This is a genomic window from Rhodococcus sp. p52 (assembly GCF_000763325.2).
Taxonomy (GTDB): domain Bacteria; phylum Actinomycetota; class Actinomycetes; order Mycobacteriales; family Mycobacteriaceae; genus Rhodococcus; species Rhodococcus pyridinivorans.
In genome coordinates this window covers 471,803-487,756 of sequence record NZ_CP016819.1, presented here as the reverse complement: position 1 = coordinate 487,756, position 15,954 = coordinate 471,803, and the positions used below count along the sequence as shown (strand labels likewise).

Genomic DNA, 15,954 nt, shown 5'->3' with positions numbered 1-15,954 from the left:
TAGTTATCGGTTCAGTTCGGCGCGCACGGTGGCGGCAGCGGCGACGAGATTCGCCAGTGAGGCCGTGACCTCCGTCGTGCCGCGGGTCTTGAGCCCGCAGTCCGGGTTGACCCACAGTCGCTCGGCGGGCACCGCCTGCAGAGCCTTGCGCAACAGTGCGGTGATCTCGTCCTCGCTCGGGACCCGCGGCGAATGGATGTCGTATACGCCGGGGCCCACGCCGAGGTCGAATCCCGCGGCGTCGAGATCGTCAAGGACCTCCATGCGCGAGCGGGCCGCTTCGATGGACGTGACGTCGGCGTCGAGTTCGGCGATCGCCTCGATCACCTCTCCGAACTCCGAATAGCACAGGTGGGTGTGGATCTGCGTGGAGTCGGCGACACCGGATGTCGCCAACCGGAACGCACCGACCGCCCACTTCAGATAGTCGGGCTGTTCCGACGCGCGCAGCGGCAGGAGTTCACGAAGTGCAGGCTCGTCGACCTGGATGATGCGCACCCCGGCGGCCTGCAGGTCCACCGTCTCGTCGCGGATCGCGAGCGCGATCTGGTCGGCGGTCTCGGCGAGCGGCTGATCGTCGCGGACGAACGACCACGCCAGGATCGTGACGGGGCCGGTGAGCATGCCTTTGACCGGCTTGTCGGTGAGGGACTGGGCGTAGGTGATCCAGTCGACGGTCATCGGGCCGCGGCGGGCGACGTCGCCGTAGAGGATCGGCGGCCGCACACAGCGCGTGCCGTAGGACTGCACCCAGCCGTTGGCAGTGGCGAAGAATCCGTCGAGCTGCTCGGCGAAGTACTGCACCATGTCGTTGCGCTCGGGTTCGCCGTGCACCAGGACATCGAGTCCCAGTTCCTCCTGCAGCGCAACCACGTCGGCGATCTCGTCGCGCATCCGACGCACGTACTCGCCGTGGTCGATCTCACCCGTGCGCAACGCTGCACGGGCCACGCGGATGCGGGCCGTCTGTGGGTACGAGCCGATCGTGGTCGTCGGCAACAGTGGCAGATCGAGCTGGCGACGCTGGATCTCACGCCGTCGATCGGCAGGGGGGCGGGGGCGGTCGGTGCAGATCGAGGCAAGGACACCTCGCACCCGATCGTTGCGTAGACGCGGATCCGAGGCCCGCACCTGTGCGGCGGTACGGGCAGCGGCGAGTTCGTCGGTGACGGCGTCGCATCCCGTACGCAGAGCGGTCGCGAGAGTGACGATCTCCGAGACCTTCTCGCTGCCGAAGGCCAACCACGTGCGCAGCGATGCGTCGAGATCCGGTTCGGCATCGATCGTGTACGGCACGTGCAACAGTGAGCACGACGACGACACCGCAACGGCGGCGGCGGAACCGAGCAGGGTGGCCAGCGTCGACAAGGCCTGTTCGAGGTCGGTGCGCCAGACGTTGCGGCCGTCGACGACGCCGGCGACGATGAGCTTGTCGGCGAGCTCGGGCAGGCCTGCGATTCCGGTGGTGCTACCGGCTACCAGGTCGACGGCGAGACCTTCGACTCCGGTGCGTGCGAGCCGCTCGAGCGCCGGCCCGAGGCTGCCGAAGTACGACGCGACGAGAATCGACGGCCGCTTCGGTGCCTGCACCAGGGCGTTGTACACCCGTCCGATCGCATCGAGGGCAGGTGAGTCGAGGTCGCGGACCAACGCCGGTTCGTCGAGCTGTACCCAGTCGACCCCGGTGTCGGCGAGCTGCGCCAACAGGTCCAGATAGAGGGGAACGAGCTCGTCGACGCGGCCGAGCAGCGGTCCTTGCCCGTCGACGGGCTTCGACAGCAGCAGGAAGGTCAGTGGACCCAGGACGACGGGGCGAGCGGGCACACTGAGCTCGCGTGCCTGTGCGATCTCACCCAGAATCTTTGTGGCATCGAGTTCGAAGACGGTGTCGGGTCCGATCTCGGGGACGAGGTAGTGGTAGTTGGTGTCGAACCACTTGGTCATCTCGAGTGGGGCAATATCGTCGGTGCCGCGTGCTGCGGCGAAATAGCGGTCGAGGTCGTCGGCGATATCCGCGACCCGGGCAGGCAACGCCCCGAGCATGACTGCTGTGTCGAGGACGTGGTCGTAGAACGAGAACGTTCCGACCGGGATCGAGTCCAGCCCGGCTGTGTGTTGACGTGACCACGTGTCGGCGCGCAGTTGTGCGGCAACCGATTCCAGGCCACTGCGGTCGAGGCGCCCGGCCCAGTAGGCTTCGGTGGCCTTCTTCAGTTCGCGGTTCGGTCCGATGCGTGCGGAGCCGAGCACGGTGGCGGTGAATGAGGATGCTGTCGGAGCAGACATCAGGTTTTCTCCGGTGTTCGTCGCTGGGTGGTCTACCGCCCGATGAACGCGCATCCCGATACGAGCCCCGTGTTCTCGACCTGTGGTCGAGGTGTTGCCGATCGGCGCGCGCCCATTCCACGAGGCGGCATACCGTCGGGCACGGCGTGCCCGACACGATCGGCAGGTCTTCGGACTCGCAGGCACCCATTCCCGATTCCGTCGGGATGGACCTAGTGGCCGTCGCTTCCCGGACCTGGTGGTCCAGTGCTTGGTGACGGCGGTCGTTCCTGCATACCGCTGCGGGACAGTCCCGGATTCCCACCGGGTTCCCTCTCACACCCGATACCTGTCGGCATCGGGTGCTTCGGCGCGCACATGAGGTCTTCGGGGCTCCTCACGACGACATGCGGCGAACCGATCGCAGCGCCGACTATACAAGGATCGCCTCCTTCCTCGGCGTCCGTGGGCTGGACGACGCTCTACCAAGTCCGGAATGCGTTCCTCTGTATACGAACTCGGGAGTGTGAGGATTGCCCGGTCGGCTCGGATCCGGTGGCAGGATCCGAGCCGCCGGGCCGGAGACAGCGAGACTCAGCCGGTCGCGGAGGTCCCCTCGGGGGAGTGCTCGGGCGAACGCCGGCGCCGCAGCAGACCGACCGCGACGTCGACGAGCAGGAATGCGAGCAGGCTCAGTCCCAGCAGCGGAGCGAACCACCCGACGGTCACCGCAGCAGCGACCACCGCGACGACGGTGACCGGGTGCAGGCGTCGCCACGTCCCACGCAGCGGTGGGCGCGCCACCCGGCGCGATCCGCGGGTGGGGCGACGCTGCCACCACAGCTGATAGCCGCGCACGATGACCGTGCCCAACGCGACCGCGAGAGCGAGCAATACCAGCTGGTTGAGCAGCCCGAACAAGATGCCCATGTGCAGGGCGATGCCCCAGGTGGTGAGCTGGGCGGCCAGCGGCCAGTCCGCGAACGTGTTGGTGGCGGTCACCGCCCCGGTGGCCGGGTCGATCGCGACCGCGTCGGTGACGAACTGCCAGGGCTGGCGGGGTTCGGTGACGGTGACGGCAGTGTGGCCGTCGGCCGGGATGCTCATCTCGACGTGTTCGGTCACTCGATGCTCGGCAGCGGCGGCAAGGACGCGGTCCAGAGCGCCGATGTTGCGATCGAGTGCGCCCGTATCGGCAACAGCGGCAGTATGGCCGTCGTGGCCGTCGTGTCCACCGGCTGCAGGCGCGGTGTCCGAGACGCCGAGGGTGGTATCGAGCGTCGGGGTGGTCCAGCTCAACGCGGTACGCAACTCGCCCACATTCGCCCCGGCATATGTGGACCAGGTCAACCCGGTGGCCGACAGGAAGATCAAGCCGACCGCGATCCACAGGCCGGTGGTGCCGTGCCAGCCGAGGGTGCGGTTGCGGCCCCGCGCGCCGCGGTCGAAGGTCAGCAGTCGCGCCGACTGCCGGGTGCGGATGCGCTGGGTGCGGTAGCGCTGCACCCACAGGTACACCCCGCCCAGAGCGATGACCCACAACCAGGAGGCGGCCAGTTCGCTGTAGATCCGGCCGGGCTCACCCAGATGCAGGTGCCGGTGCAGCTGGGAAATCCAGGTGCGTACCGGCAGCGCGCTGCTACTGCCGTAGACCACCGACTGACCGGTCGACGAGGCGGTCGCGGGATCGATGAACACGGCAGTGCGCTCGGATTCACCGAGGGACGGATCGGTGAACAGCACCCGGGTGGTCTCACCGACCTCGGATGCGGGGCGTACCGCTGAGACGGTCAGGTCCGGGCGTAGCTGCTGGGCGGCGCGGACCTGCTCGGCGACCGGCAGTGCCGGACCGGTGGAATCGACGTGCAGCAGGTCGCGGTAGAGCACCTGTTCGAGGGTCGGGGCGATCGCGTAGAGGCCCCCGCTGATCGTCGCGATCAGCAGGAACGGGGCCACCAGGATCCCGGCGTAGAAGTGCAGCCGCATGATCAGCGGCCGCATGCTGCGCGGCGGTGAAGAATCCTGCGCCGCAGCCCGGGCGGGCTCGGCGGCGGAATTGTCCGCGGCGATGGTGCCGCGGTCGAGTTCGGGAACGGACATGAGTGTGTCTCGATTCGGCTGTCGTGAGGTGCTCACCGTGTGCGCGTTTTTCGGCGGTGTCCGTGCAGGAGCACGGGCACCGCTGGAGATGCGGTCGGTGAGGCGACCGTCAGGAAAGGCGGGCATCGAGGGGACTTGGCAGATCGAATCCGGTCGATGCCGCTGAGGGCACGCACGCCATACACTCGGCACCCCAGCACGGGGCGAAGGCAGGACGGCGGAAGAAGAATGTCGGACACCCGTCGGCGATCGCGTGCTCTCCCGCGCCGGGGACGGCTCAGCAGGCGGATCGGGTAGGGAGGCCGACTACGCCGCGGTCGGCGGTCCGCGGGTACCGGCGGCGGCGCCGGCCAGCAACCACAACGACAGCGTCGCCCGATAGAGCGGGGTCGCCGACCAGACCACGGTCTGCGCAGGCGGGACAGAAACGAGCACCAGCATCACGCGGGTGAACGCCCCCAACACGTGCAGGCACGCACCTTCGACGGCGCGCACCGCAGCGGCGGAGACCGCAACAGCGGCAAGGTGGGCGGCGATCATCGCGGGCGACAGTTCCAGCCCGTGCGCGTGGTCGTCGACCACCGAGAGGGTGGTGTGCCCGACCACCTGTCCGGCAGTCAGTGCCGCGAGGAGAAACACCCAGTTCCGATCGCGCACGGTGACGGCGGCGACCGCGGCACCGACGCCGGCGCACGCCGCCAGCAGCAACACCACCGCCGACTGGCTCGGCGGCATCCCGCCACCGGCCACACCATGGGCGGCGGTACTCACCGCCCCCGACACCGACCCCACGGCAGCACCGCGCACCTGCGCAAGCACCGGCATCCGTGAGTCCACGCCGCGAGGATAGCGTTGATTCCCCTCGGGTCTCTTCTCCGGTGCCGGGACAGGGCCGGGCGATGACGTCGGTCTCCCGCACAGCGGTGGTACCGGCGTCGAACAGGACACAACCGCTACGCCGTTCGAGTGGCGTTGCGCCACCACCGACCTGCACCGCCCCCGGCTCCTACTTCGGCCGAGCCGGGAATTCGGGCATGGTCGGCTCCTGCTAGCCTCAGTTCGTCCATCACGATGGGATCCGAGGAAGCCGGTGTGAATCCGGCGCGGTACCGCCACTGTGAGCGGCGCTTCGACAAGCGTCTGCGAGCCAGATACTCACCCCATTCGTACCTTTCAGCATCGGGGCGGCCTACCCCGAGAAAGGCTGCGCGAAGCCGTGCACCCATCTCTCTCCCATTCTGTCTCCGCTGTACCTCTTCGGCGTCCGGATCCTGTCGAAGGGCGCGCCATCGCGATCGCCCACGCACCGGGAATCAGTGATCAGGTCGCTGCGACCCGCACCTTCCATGCCTTGATCCGGCCCGAGTGCCGATTCCCCCAGCGCATCGAAAGGACGGCCGTCGCATGACTCCGCTGAACCGTCGGACGCTGAGCGTCGCCGCCGCATGTCTGACGCTGATCAGCGCGAGCGCATGTGGCGCAGACGAGGAGAACGCCGCGTCGGCCGACTCCATGACCGTCGAGAACTGCGGGATCGACGTCACCGTGGAAGCGCCACCGGAACGCGTGTATGCCGCCTACCAGCCGGCCATCGAGATTGCGCATGCGCTGGGCATCAGCGACCGCCTGATCGAGACCGCCTTCCTCGATGCTCAGGTGTTGCCCGAGTACGCAGATGCCCAGGAGCAGGTGCCGTACGTCGAGAAGCTCCCCAGTCGTGAGGCGCTTCTGGCCACCGGTCCCGACTTCATCCTGTCGGGGTACAACAACGTGTTCACCGAGGACGGCGCCGGCGACGAGAGCTTCGGCACGCGGGCGAGTCTGACCCGGCTCGGCATACAGAGCTGGATCCTCAGCCCGCTGTGCCCCAGCGCGGACGGACTGTCGGACGAGGCGATCGACCCCGCCACCGTGAGCGTCGAGACGATCTATGACGACCTGCGCGACCTCGGGGCCCTGTTCGACGTCGAGGAGCGCGCCGAGGAGGTCATTGCCGATCAACAGCAGCGCATCGCGGCGGTCGACCAGGTGCTGGCCGGGGCGGACCGCCCGAGCGTCGCGATCGTCCTACTCGATGAGGGCGGTGGCATCCGCGTCGCCGGTGGCATCGACTTCGGTACCCGGATCATCGCGCAGGCCGGGGGCGTGAACGCCTTCGCCGACCTCGTCGAGCGACGCCACGTCGCGATCGACCTCGAAGAGCTGATCCGTCGCGACCCCGATGTCATCTTGACCAGCACCTGCTGCGACGCCTCCTATCCCCGCCAGGACGGCGCCGAGGAGGCGCAGACGATCGTGCAGAACCCGGCGCTCGCGGGCCTGTCGGCGGTGCAGAACGGTGCCGTGCATCCCTTCCTGTTCGCTGACCGCGCCGCCGGAGTCCGCATCGCCCATGCAATCGAGCTGCTGGCTTCGCTGCTGCACCCCGACCTGGCCATCCAGGACGAGACCGGACAAGACGGGGGCGAGTGAGGTAGGCGGTGACGACGGCGGCAACGACCCCGGAGCGGTCTGCGGACGGTCCGGCCCCGGCTGCCGGCGCGCCTGTCGTGCGTTCCGGCCTGCTGAGCGGCAACCGTACTCGCCTACTCGGGCTCGCGGTGGCCACGGCTGTTCTGGTGGCCGTGACCCTCGGCTCGGTCCTGCTCGGCACCCTGCCGGTCGGCCTCTCCGACGTGGTCGGGGCCGTTACAGGTTCGGCGGACAGTGACGTCGAGCGTGCGGTGCGATATATCCGCATCCCGCGGACCGTGACCGGATTGCTGGCCGGGATGGCGCTCGGCCTCGCCGGCGTGGTGATGCAAGGTCTGACCCGCAACCCCTTGGCGGGACCCGGACTGTTGGGCATCAACGCCGGCGCGGCGCTGGCGGTGGTTTCGGCGATGGTCGGTCTCGGCATCACGAGCGCTGCCGGTTACGTGTGGTTCGCCTTCGCAGGAGCTGCGGTGGCCGCCGTCTTCGTCTACATGCTCGGCTCGCTCGGTCCGGGTGGTGCCACGCCGGTGAAGCTCGCTCTGGCCGGGTCGGCGTTGACCGCGCTCCTGGGCGCGGTCACCACGATGATCACCCTCCAGGACGCCTCCACGATGGAGGACTTCCGCTATTGGGTCGTGGGATCGTTGACCCGTTCGGACAGTGACGCTTTGGCCGCGGTAGCGCCGTTCATCGCCGTCGGTGTCGTCCTGGCTGTTGGCCTGACCCGCGCGTTGAATGCTCTGGCTCTGGGTGAGGATCTCGCCCGCAGCCTCGGTGCCCGTGTGTGGGTCGACCGCATCGCGGGGGCTCTCGCTGTGGTTCTGCTTGCGGGTGGCGCCACCGCTATCGCAGGTCCGGTCGGGTTCATCGGGCTCGTGGTACCCCACATCGCACGGATGATCACGGGCTCGGACTACCGCTGGGTGCTCGCCTGGACCATCGTGCTCGCGCCCATGCTGCTGCTGATCGCCGACATCGTCGGACGACTCCTGGTCCAACCCGAACAGCTGCAGGTCGGGATCATCACCGGCCTGGTCGGCGCCCCGTTCTTCCTCTACCTGGTCCGCAACCGCAAGGTGGTCGGCACATGAGTTCGCCGGTGCGCCGCGGTCCAACCCGCGACACGCTCCTGGTGGCCCCGCGAGGTACCCCGGTCTCCTTTCGGATCAGCCGCTCCTCGGTGCTGCTCACCGTCCTCGCCGGCGTGGCCGCCGTTGCGGTCGCCACGGCTTCCTTGGTCCTCGGGGTGTACCCGATCTCGGTTTCCGACGCCGTCACCATCGTGGGAGGCGGAGGCACCCTCATCGAGCGCGAGGTCGTGCTGGGCGACCGCCTGCCCCGGGCACTGACCGGGCTCGGTGTCGGCGCGGCTTTTGCGCTCTCGGGGGCCATATTGCAGCGCATCGCCGCCAATCCGCTCGTCAGCCCCGACATCATCGGCATCAATTCCGGGGCGGCGATGGGCGCATTGACCGTGCTGCTTGTCGTGGGGGGCAGCGGTCTGCAGCTCGTGTTCGGTGCGCTGGCCGGCGCGGTCCTCGCTGCGCTGATGATCGTGCTCATCGCTTACCGGCGCGGTCTGCACGGCTTCCGGCTGGTGCTGGTCGGGATCGGTGTCGCGGCGATGCTTTCCTCCGCTATCTCCTATCTGCTCACCCGTTCCGACATCCACCGAGCCATGAGTGCCGCTGCCTGGCTGACCGGCAGCCTGGCCAATCGGAGCGGGCTGCACGTGACCATCATTGTCATCGCGCTGGCGGCGACGGTCCCGGTCCTGATCGTGGAGTCGCGGCACCTGCGGCTGCTCGAGCTCGGCGACGATCTCACCCGCACCCTGACCGGAGCCGGTCAAGGCCGCAAGGTGTTGTTGCTGCTGATTGCAGTGGTCCTCGCCGCGATGGCGACCGCAGCTGCCGGACCCATCGGTTTCGTCGCGCTGGTGGCGCCGCAGATCACTCGCCGCATCCTCGCCGAGCGGCAGATCGGCCTTGCGCCCTCTGCCGCCGTCGGCGCCCTTCTGGTGGTCGGCGCCGATCTGGCGGGCCGTTCGATTTTCGCGCCGTCGGAGATGCCCGTCGGAGTCCTCACGGCGATCCTCGGAGCGCCGGTCCTGCTCTATCTCCTCGCCCGCGCCCACCGCATCGGAGCCGCCGGATGACACCACAGCCAGCACACGCGATCCGGTCGGTCTCGTTGACGACCGAGCAGCTCAGCCTGGGCTACGGATCCTCGCTGATCGTCGACCAGGTGAGCACGAGCCTGCCTGCCGGCCGTATCACGGCGATCGTCGGACCCAACGGGTGCGGCAAGTCGACGCTGTTGCGGGGCCTGGCCCGCCTGTTGTCGCCGCAGCACGGCCGAGTCCTTCTGGACGGTACCGAGCTCACCGAGATGCCGGCGCGCACACTGGCCCGCGCCCTCGGTCTGCTGCCGCAGCAGCCCCTTGCCCCGGACGGCATCACCGTCGCCGATCTCGTCGGCCGGGGCCGGCATCCCCATCAACGGTGGTTCCGACAGTGGAGTGCCGAAGACGAGCGGGCGGTGGCTGCCGCACTGGCGGCGACCGGCGTCGACCAGCTGGCCGAGAGCCCGATCGAAGAACTGTCCGGTGGCCAACGCCAACGCGTGTGGATCGCGCTGGCGTTGGCCCAGGATCCCGACATCATGCTGCTCGACGAGCCCACGACCTTCCTCGACCTGGCCCATCAGATCGAGGTGCTCGATCTGCTCGCTTCCCTCAACCACCGGCTCGGACGCACCATCGTGTTGGTGTTGCACGATCTCAACATGGCCAGTCGCTATGCCCATCACCTTGTGGCGATGCGAGCGGGGACGCTGGTGACCGCCGGACCGCCCAGCGAAGTCATCACTTCCGAGATGGTGCGCGACGTCTTCGGTGTGGAGGCCACTGTGATCACCGATCCCGTCGCAGGCACACCGCTGGTCCTGCCCCACCGGTCGGTCGACATCGAGGCCGCCCGGTGACCGGGCGCGTTCTGCCTTCGCGGACGGACCGCTCCGCGCCGGACCTCGGTCGGCGCCCGGCTTCACACTCATGTGTGCCGGAAGCCCCTACCTGTGCGATCGCGTGGATCGGGTTCCAGCCCCAGAAATTCCGCGGATGCGGTCCCACGCCTCGAGGTGCTCCCAGACCGGTTCCTCCGTCAGTCGCTGAGTGTTGGTGAGAAACGGGGTGGGCAGCATGATCGTGAGCATCTGCTCGTCCCGGCCGTTGAACATGCGCAGACCCCAGGAGGTGACGGTGTCGTCCCTGCCGATCCTGCGGTACAACTCGGCGCGAGAGCAGCGGCGGATCCTGCCGAGTTCCGGCCCACTCGCGGTGTGTTCGCCGATGCACAGATGGAAATGCCACCGGCCGAAGTCGACGGTGACGTACCCGTCGTACATCCCGATCTTCTTCGGTGCGTTCGGGGCCGCGACCTCCAGTGCCGAGCCTTCGATGAGCAGACCGAACCACATGTCGTTCCAATAGTTCTCGGGATCGAACACGACTGTCACGGCATCTCCTTCGAGCGGTCGTCCGGCGGGGTGGGGAAGACGCAGTCGCCGCAGCCCCCGCCGGTGGGTGTGCGGTAGTAAAGACAGCAACTACGGCGACGGCCGGTCGCCGGGTCCACAGTGTCCGCCAGACGCGGATCGGACAGAAGGTCATCGACGAGAGGCTGTGCATCGGAACCGATCACCCGACCGGCACCGATCAGAGCGGATGCCGCGTTGCCCCACAACAGGCCGGCCGCGACCACGTCGCGCCACGCATGGACGAGAGGTTCGATCTGCCGGTCGAGGACTTCCGTCACGATGTCGTCGCCGAATCCGGGTTCGGTGATGTGCAGGTGCAGTCCGGCGTCGTTCCGCCACAGGAGTTGCTCGGGATCGAGCCGGATGCATCGTCCGGAGTCGACGACGGAACCGATCGCCACCGACCACACGCGTGCGACGTATCCGAAGAAGAGGGTCGATGCCGCCACGCGCGGTTCGTCGGTGTCCATCCGCGCGGCAGTATCGGCCACCAGAGCGTCGCGGGTCGCGGGGTCGGCCAGATCTGCGGTGGGACGCCATCTGTCGTCGGCAGGTCCGGTACTCACGCGGAAGTACGGGCTCCATACGGCGATTCGCTCGAGAACCCCGATCGCATCAGACACGGCTGTCCTCCGCTTCCAGGTCGAACACCATCCTACGAGGATCGAACCGCATGCGTCCGCGATCGAACGCCGCTCCGATACGGCCGGATTCGGCGAGAGCAGCGGGAGTGTCGCATGTCAGTGTGCGATCTGCTTCGAGCAGCCACATCCGGTCGGACACCCGTAGTGCGAGTTCGAGTTCGTGGGTGGACATGACGACCGCCAGATTCTGCTCGCGCGCCAGGCGTCCGAGCACGTCGACGAGCTCACCCCGTCGAGCAACGTTCACCTTCGAAGCGATCTCCGTGACCGTCCTGCCACGGAAGGCACGACGACGGGCGTGGCCGATGGTCAGATCGCGTAGTTCCACGCCGGTGGAGGTCACAGTGCCGCTCCCAGTGCTCCACGCCGTGAACGAATCAGGACGGCGATGACCACGGGCGCCCCCACGATGGCCGTGACGGCGTTGAGGGGGAACACGGTGGCCCCGAGCGCCGCGGCGATCACCACACCGGCGCGGCCGAGTCCGGCCAGCCCCGCGGTGAACCCGCCGACGCCGCCACCCACGAGCCAGGTCGGGGCGTCGGCCGCCTGCGCGACCACGGCTTCGAAATCGGCGTCGACTATCTCGGACTTGTCGGGAAAGTAGTCGACCGAGGCATCGAAGTCGGTGATGCACTCGTCCGAGGCGTCGTTCTCGGTGTCGGAACCCGCCGTCGAACATCCGGCGAGCAGAAGGCTCGAGGAGGTCAACGCGACAAGGAGCTTCGGGAAGGCTGCGCGTACACGCACGGCGATTACACCCTCTCTCGGGGGAGTCCGCCCCGGGCAAGGAGGTACGGCGACGTGAGTATCTGGCTCCCGGAGATCGCTCTACCGGTCACAGTGGCGGGACCGCGCCGGAATCACACCGACTTCCTCGTGCGTCGTCGCAATGACGGTGCCGAAATTAGCACACGGAACGAAAAGTCTTCACGGGCCGGTCGTCCGCACCTTCGTCCACCGCTGCGTGTCGGGGTCGAAGGAGACGAGTCCCGTCCGCTCGAACTCGTCGAGCCACCCCCGCATCGGCCACCACCCCCAACGCTGGTGGAACAGCGCGGCATTGGTGAGGATGTCGTCGAGATGCTCGACCGGCGGGCTCGACACCGGGTGGTACTGGTGGAAGGCATGGGCGCCGCCGACCCAGGCCATCGGGACTCCGGCACGGGCGGCCTTCTGTCCGAAATCGGTGTCCTCGCCGCCGTATCCGCTGTATGCGGTGCAGACCCCGCCGATCCGGTCCCACACGAGCGACCGGGACGCGAACGACAGCGACCAGAACAATTCGTGTCTATCGTCCAGCACGATCTCACCCGAGGAGGGGAACGGACGGGCCGGATGCGGATCGATCGCGTCGCCCAGCCGGTCGAGGTCGTAGCCGTCGGCGCCCGGTTCGGACAGATAGGTGACCGGACCGTTGAGCAGCGCAGCCGGGTGCCGGCCGGCCGCCTCGGCGTACCGTTCGATCAGGTCGGGAGCCGGAATGCAGTCGACGTCGAGGAAGACGAGCAGATCCGACGACGCCGTCCGCGCGCCCAGATTCCGTGCCTCTCCGACCGGCAGTTTCGCGGAGTCGACGTCCATCTCCACCACTCGCGCCGACGAGCCGGCCGTGGCGACGACCTCCGTGACCTCCGGGTCACCCATCGCGACAACGATGTGCTCGTCGGGTGTCCGGGTGCTGCGTGCGAGGCCGTCGAGTTGGCGTCGCAGATGCGTGCCGCGACCTGCGGCGACCGTGACGACCGAGACGGTCACGATCGCTGCGCTAGGTCGTCCAGGATCGCCGCCGCGCGCGCCGCGGCACCGTCGACCTGCCAGCGTTTCCATTCGACGGGGTCGAGGCCGCGTGCTCGCTCGATCAGTTCGGGCCAGCGGTCCGGGTCGGGCCACCCGTCGAGACCCACCGCCAGTCCGGACTTCTCCAAAGCCGTTGCGGTGGAACGCTGTTCGTCGAACGGACGGGGTTCGGCGATCACGACCGCAGGTCGCGCGGCGGCCGCGATGTCGGCGACGGTGTTCTGGCCCGCATGCCCGATCACGACGTCGGCGCCGGTGAGGACGGGCCACGGATCGTCGACCCACGGGCCGCCCGCGACACCGAGACCCTCCCACACGTACTGGGGGTAGCGTGACGAGAACCGGTGCAGATCGTCGACGGTGATCGACGATCCGCCGCTGCCGCTCATGACGAGGACCCTCGGCTTCTCACCGGCTGTGCGGGTGGGAGACGGGCGTCCGTCGAAACGGCTGATCCCGCCGACGTACGAGGTGGCGTACGAGCGCAGCCAGTGCGGATCGTAGACGTCCTGCGACCACGGTGCGATGAGATGGTCGGCGACGCGGTAGGCCAGCGTGTGGGCGGTATCGGTGCGCTCGCCCGGCATCGCGAGCACCACGACGGGGATCCCGTACAAGCGGGCGAGGAGCGTCACCTCCACCGACACATCCACTACCAGCAGGCTCGGGCGGGTCGCGGCGATCCACGACCCCAGCGCGTGCATGCGTTCGCGGAGACCGTCGTCGTGGGTGGGAACCCAGTGGAGGACGTCGTGGGCCGTCGTGTCCTGCGCGGTGTCGACGGCGAGGTCGTCGCGGGGGAGCAGCACGACGTCGTCGAAGGCGTCGGCGGCAGTGCCGAGCGGCGCCGACGACAATGCCGTCACCGGCGTCCGCAGATCCGCGCAGATGCTGCTCGCGCGGGTGCGGTGTCCGTGCCCGTGGTGATGGATGTAGTAGCCGATCATGCCGCTCCCGCGAGTTCCCGATACAGCGAGACGTAGGCATCGACCATCGTGCGTTCCGAACAACGCTCCTCCGCGCGGGCTCGGGCGGAGGCACGGGACAGACCGACAGCGCGGGGTACCGCCTCGGCCAGGCCGTTGATGTCGTCCGGCGCGACCAGGCATCCGCTGCTCTCGTCGACCACCTCCGGGATGCCGCCGCGCGCGAAGGCCACCACGGGTGTCCCGCATGCCAGGGACTCGGCGACGACGAGCCCGTACGGTTCGTCCCATTGCGGGGTGATGAGTGCTGCTGCCGAACGTCCCACCGCGGCAGCGAGATCCGGCTGGGAAAGATGACCGAGATAGATCACGTCGGGACCGAGGAACGGTTCGACGTGTTCCGCGAAGTACCCCCGGTTGCTGATCGGGCCCGCGATCCGCAGCCGGTAACCGACCCGGCGCGCGGCCTCGATCGCGAGATGCGCGCCCTTCTCCGGCACGAGGCGGCCGAACCAGATCAGATCCTCACCTCCCGAACCGACCGGCCACGCTCCGAGATCGACACCGTTGGGCACGACCGCCACCGGACCGGGCGTGACGTGTTCCCAGGCCGTCGCGGTGTGCCGGCTGACCGCGACGAACGTGCCCGGGCACCCACCCGGAGTCGCCATCGCCGACTCGAGCCACGGCGTCGGCGGCGTGTGCAGCGTGCAGAGCAGCGGGGTGTGCAACATGCGGGCCATCGCTATCGGCAGGTAGTGCAGGCTGTGGTTGTGCACGACGTCGAAGGCATCGGCGGACGGTCCGGCGAGATCGAGCATCAGCGACAGGTAGGCGTGGTGGTCGCCGAGGAAGCCGTTCGCCGGGGGCATCGACACGTCGCTGCGTGCGAGTTCGCTGACCTCGAAGGACGGCACCTCGAGGAACGAGGCCGGAAGTTCCGGATCGGATCCCGGTGCGGCGAAGAGCGTCACCTCGTGGCCGTCCTTGCCGAGCGCGTGGGCGAGATGCCACACGTGCGCTTCGAGTCCGCCGGCGAAGGGCTGGCGGATCGGATATCTGTTCGACGCGACGAGTGCGATGCGCAACGGCGTCATGATCTGCTCCGGTTGCTCATCGCGCGCAGGTAGATATCGCGATGGGCGCGGGCCAGCGCGCGACGTTCGTCCATACGTTGCGACCAGTCGGCTCGCGGAAGATCCCTGCTCTCGTACAGTTCTCGCACGCAACGATCGAGCGAGTCGGCTTCGAAGGTGTCCTCGTCGTAGGTGTACACCCCGCACCGACGCTGCTCGCCGTAGAAGCCGCAACTCGGCGCGATCACAGCGGTGCCGAGGTCGAAACACGCCTCGAGCCAACCCGAATGGGTTCCGAAACGGTAGGGCAGCACCGACACCGACAGATCCGAGAGGTACTGCCACAGTTCGTCGTCGGAGAAGTACGGATGCACCCGCACGTCCACCTGGGGTTGCTCGCCGTACTGCAGGATGCGGGAACCGGCTTCCGGGTTGTACCAGTACGCATTGTCGGGATCGAAGATCTCGTCGTGCACGTTGATCTGCAACACCGCATCGGGTAGCGAGCGCACGGTCTCGGCCAGCGTGTCGAGCACCGGGAACAGATCCATGTTCGCGCGCAGGCTCTTCGCGTGGACTCCCACGACGAACGGACTTTCGTCGCGACGCGGTCGCTCGAGCCAGTGCTGTTCGACGACGTGCGGATGCGGCAGGACCGTCGCCTCCCGACCCCAGCGCAGACGGATCCGCTCGGCGGCGCCCGGCGTGAGGGTGATCAGTTCGTCCGCGGCCGGAATCAGCACGTCGAGTTGCTTGTGGTGCTCACCGGGGGTGGGATGGTGCGGGTTCCGCAGGTCGTGCACCGTGTACACGAGAGGCTTGTCGTGCTCGGCGAGTTCGGCGACGACGTCCTGCAGCTGCTCCGCGCCGATCGCGTCGAATCCGAAATGGATGTGGAAGACGTCGAATTCCTCGTGGTGGTCGCTCACCCAGCCCGGTTCGAGCATCAACGGCGGCCACCAGCCCCCCGGAACCTTGCGGCCGTCGGCGGGAACCGGATCCGTCAACCGGATCACGTCGTCGCCCTCCGGGCAGGCGAGGTGCCGGACGTAGACGTGCGACGCAGGCACCGACGCGACTCGAATCACCACAACCGACCCTCTTCTCCCTCGCGCGACATTCGCCGTA

Annotated in this window: 15 protein-coding genes and 3 riboswitches; of the genes, 4 read left to right on the top strand and 11 right to left on the bottom strand. The window is 68.2% G+C overall.

Annotation, left to right across the window (positions count from 1 at the left end; genetic code table 11):
• Positions 1 to 3: 3 nt before the first annotated feature.
• From metE to IM25_RS02170, 3 genes are all read right to left on the bottom strand, one after another.
• Positions 4 to 2,286 (bottom strand): 5-methyltetrahydropteroyltriglutamate--homocysteine S-methyltransferase, encoded by a 2,283-nt coding sequence (metE, locus tag IM25_RS02180; protein ID WP_065995706.1) that lies wholly within the window; start codon positions 2,284 to 2,286, stop codon positions 4 to 6.
• A gap of 144 nt (positions 2,287 to 2,430) precedes the next feature.
• Positions 2,431 to 2,648: riboswitch (cobalamin riboswitch) on the bottom strand.
• Between the two features lie 211 nt (positions 2,649 to 2,859).
• Positions 2,860 to 4,365, bottom strand: a complete 1,506-nt coding sequence (locus IM25_RS02175; RefSeq protein ID WP_065995705.1) for a PepSY-associated TM helix domain-containing protein — start codon at positions 4,363 to 4,365, stop codon at positions 2,860 to 2,862.
• A gap of 306 nt (positions 4,366 to 4,671) precedes the next feature.
• Entirely contained in the window at positions 4,672 to 5,190 is a 519-nt protein-coding gene (locus tag IM25_RS02170) for a hypothetical protein (protein WP_084295061.1), read from the bottom strand.
• Positions 5,191 to 5,414: 224 nt separating this feature from the next.
• A riboswitch (cobalamin riboswitch) is annotated at positions 5,415 to 5,542 on the top strand.
• Between the two features lie 227 nt (positions 5,543 to 5,769).
• Between IM25_RS02170 and IM25_RS02165 the strand changes: the two genes are divergently transcribed.
• From IM25_RS02165 to IM25_RS02150, 4 genes are read left to right on the top strand one after another with little or no spacing between them, the layout of a single operon-like run.
• Positions 5,770 to 6,837, top strand: a complete 1,068-nt coding sequence (locus IM25_RS02165; RefSeq protein WP_065995704.1) for an ABC transporter substrate-binding protein — start codon at positions 5,770 to 5,772, stop codon at positions 6,835 to 6,837.
• A gap of 8 nt (positions 6,838 to 6,845) precedes the next feature.
• A complete protein-coding gene (locus IM25_RS02160; RefSeq protein ID WP_198162527.1) occupies positions 6,846 to 7,931 on the top strand; it encodes a FecCD family ABC transporter permease in 1,086 nt (361 codons plus the stop codon).
• Positions 7,928 to 8,998: a FecCD family ABC transporter permease gene (locus IM25_RS02155; protein WP_006552952.1), complete on the top strand. Its 1,071-nt coding sequence runs from the start codon at positions 7,928 to 7,930 to the stop codon at positions 8,996 to 8,998. The genes IM25_RS02160 and IM25_RS02155 overlap by 4 nt, the downstream gene beginning before the upstream one ends.
• Positions 8,995 to 9,825: an ABC transporter ATP-binding protein gene (locus IM25_RS02150; protein WP_019291075.1), complete on the top strand. Its 831-nt coding sequence runs from the start codon at positions 8,995 to 8,997 to the stop codon at positions 9,823 to 9,825. The genes IM25_RS02155 and IM25_RS02150 overlap by 4 nt, the downstream gene beginning before the upstream one ends.
• 87 nt (positions 9,826 to 9,912) lie before the next feature.
• On the opposite strand, the gene IM25_RS02145 is transcribed toward IM25_RS02150, so the two are convergent.
• From IM25_RS02145 to IM25_RS02110, 8 genes are all read right to left on the bottom strand, one after another.
• Positions 9,913 to 10,359: a DUF7676 family protein gene (locus IM25_RS02145; protein WP_006552950.1), complete on the bottom strand. Its 447-nt coding sequence runs from the start codon at positions 10,357 to 10,359 to the stop codon at positions 9,913 to 9,915.
• A complete protein-coding gene (locus tag IM25_RS25920) occupies positions 10,356 to 11,003 on the bottom strand; it encodes a (2Fe-2S)-binding protein (RefSeq protein ID WP_065995703.1) in 648 nt (215 codons plus the stop codon). Before IM25_RS25920 ends, IM25_RS02145 begins: the two co-directional genes overlap by 4 nt.
• On the bottom strand, positions 10,996 to 11,367 hold the full coding sequence (locus tag IM25_RS02135) for a hypothetical protein (RefSeq protein ID WP_198162526.1): 372 nt from the start codon (positions 11,365 to 11,367) through the stop codon (positions 10,996 to 10,998). Before IM25_RS02135 ends, IM25_RS25920 begins: the two co-directional genes overlap by 8 nt.
• Complete coding sequence (locus tag IM25_RS02130) at positions 11,364 to 11,774, bottom strand: hypothetical protein (RefSeq protein WP_033096197.1); 411 nt, start codon at positions 11,772 to 11,774, stop codon at positions 11,364 to 11,366. Before IM25_RS02130 ends, IM25_RS02135 begins: the two co-directional genes overlap by 4 nt.
• 40 nt (positions 11,775 to 11,814) lie before the next feature.
• Positions 11,815 to 11,936, bottom strand: a riboswitch (cobalamin riboswitch).
• A gap of 18 nt (positions 11,937 to 11,954) precedes the next feature.
• Positions 11,955 to 12,782, bottom strand: a complete 828-nt coding sequence (locus tag IM25_RS02125; protein WP_065995702.1) for a glycosyltransferase family 2 protein — start codon at positions 12,780 to 12,782, stop codon at positions 11,955 to 11,957.
• Positions 12,779 to 13,771 (bottom strand): glycosyltransferase, encoded by a 993-nt coding sequence (locus IM25_RS02120; protein ID WP_033096195.1) that lies wholly within the window; start codon positions 13,769 to 13,771, stop codon positions 12,779 to 12,781. Before IM25_RS02120 ends, IM25_RS02125 begins: the two co-directional genes overlap by 4 nt.
• A complete protein-coding gene (locus tag IM25_RS02115) occupies positions 13,768 to 14,847 on the bottom strand; it encodes a glycosyltransferase (protein WP_006552944.1) in 1,080 nt (359 codons plus the stop codon). The genes IM25_RS02120 and IM25_RS02115 overlap by 4 nt, the downstream gene beginning before the upstream one ends.
• A complete protein-coding gene (locus IM25_RS02110; RefSeq protein WP_033096372.1) occupies positions 14,844 to 15,914 on the bottom strand; it encodes a glycosyltransferase in 1,071 nt (356 codons plus the stop codon). The genes IM25_RS02115 and IM25_RS02110 overlap by 4 nt, the downstream gene beginning before the upstream one ends.
• Positions 15,915 to 15,954 lie beyond the last annotated feature (40 nt).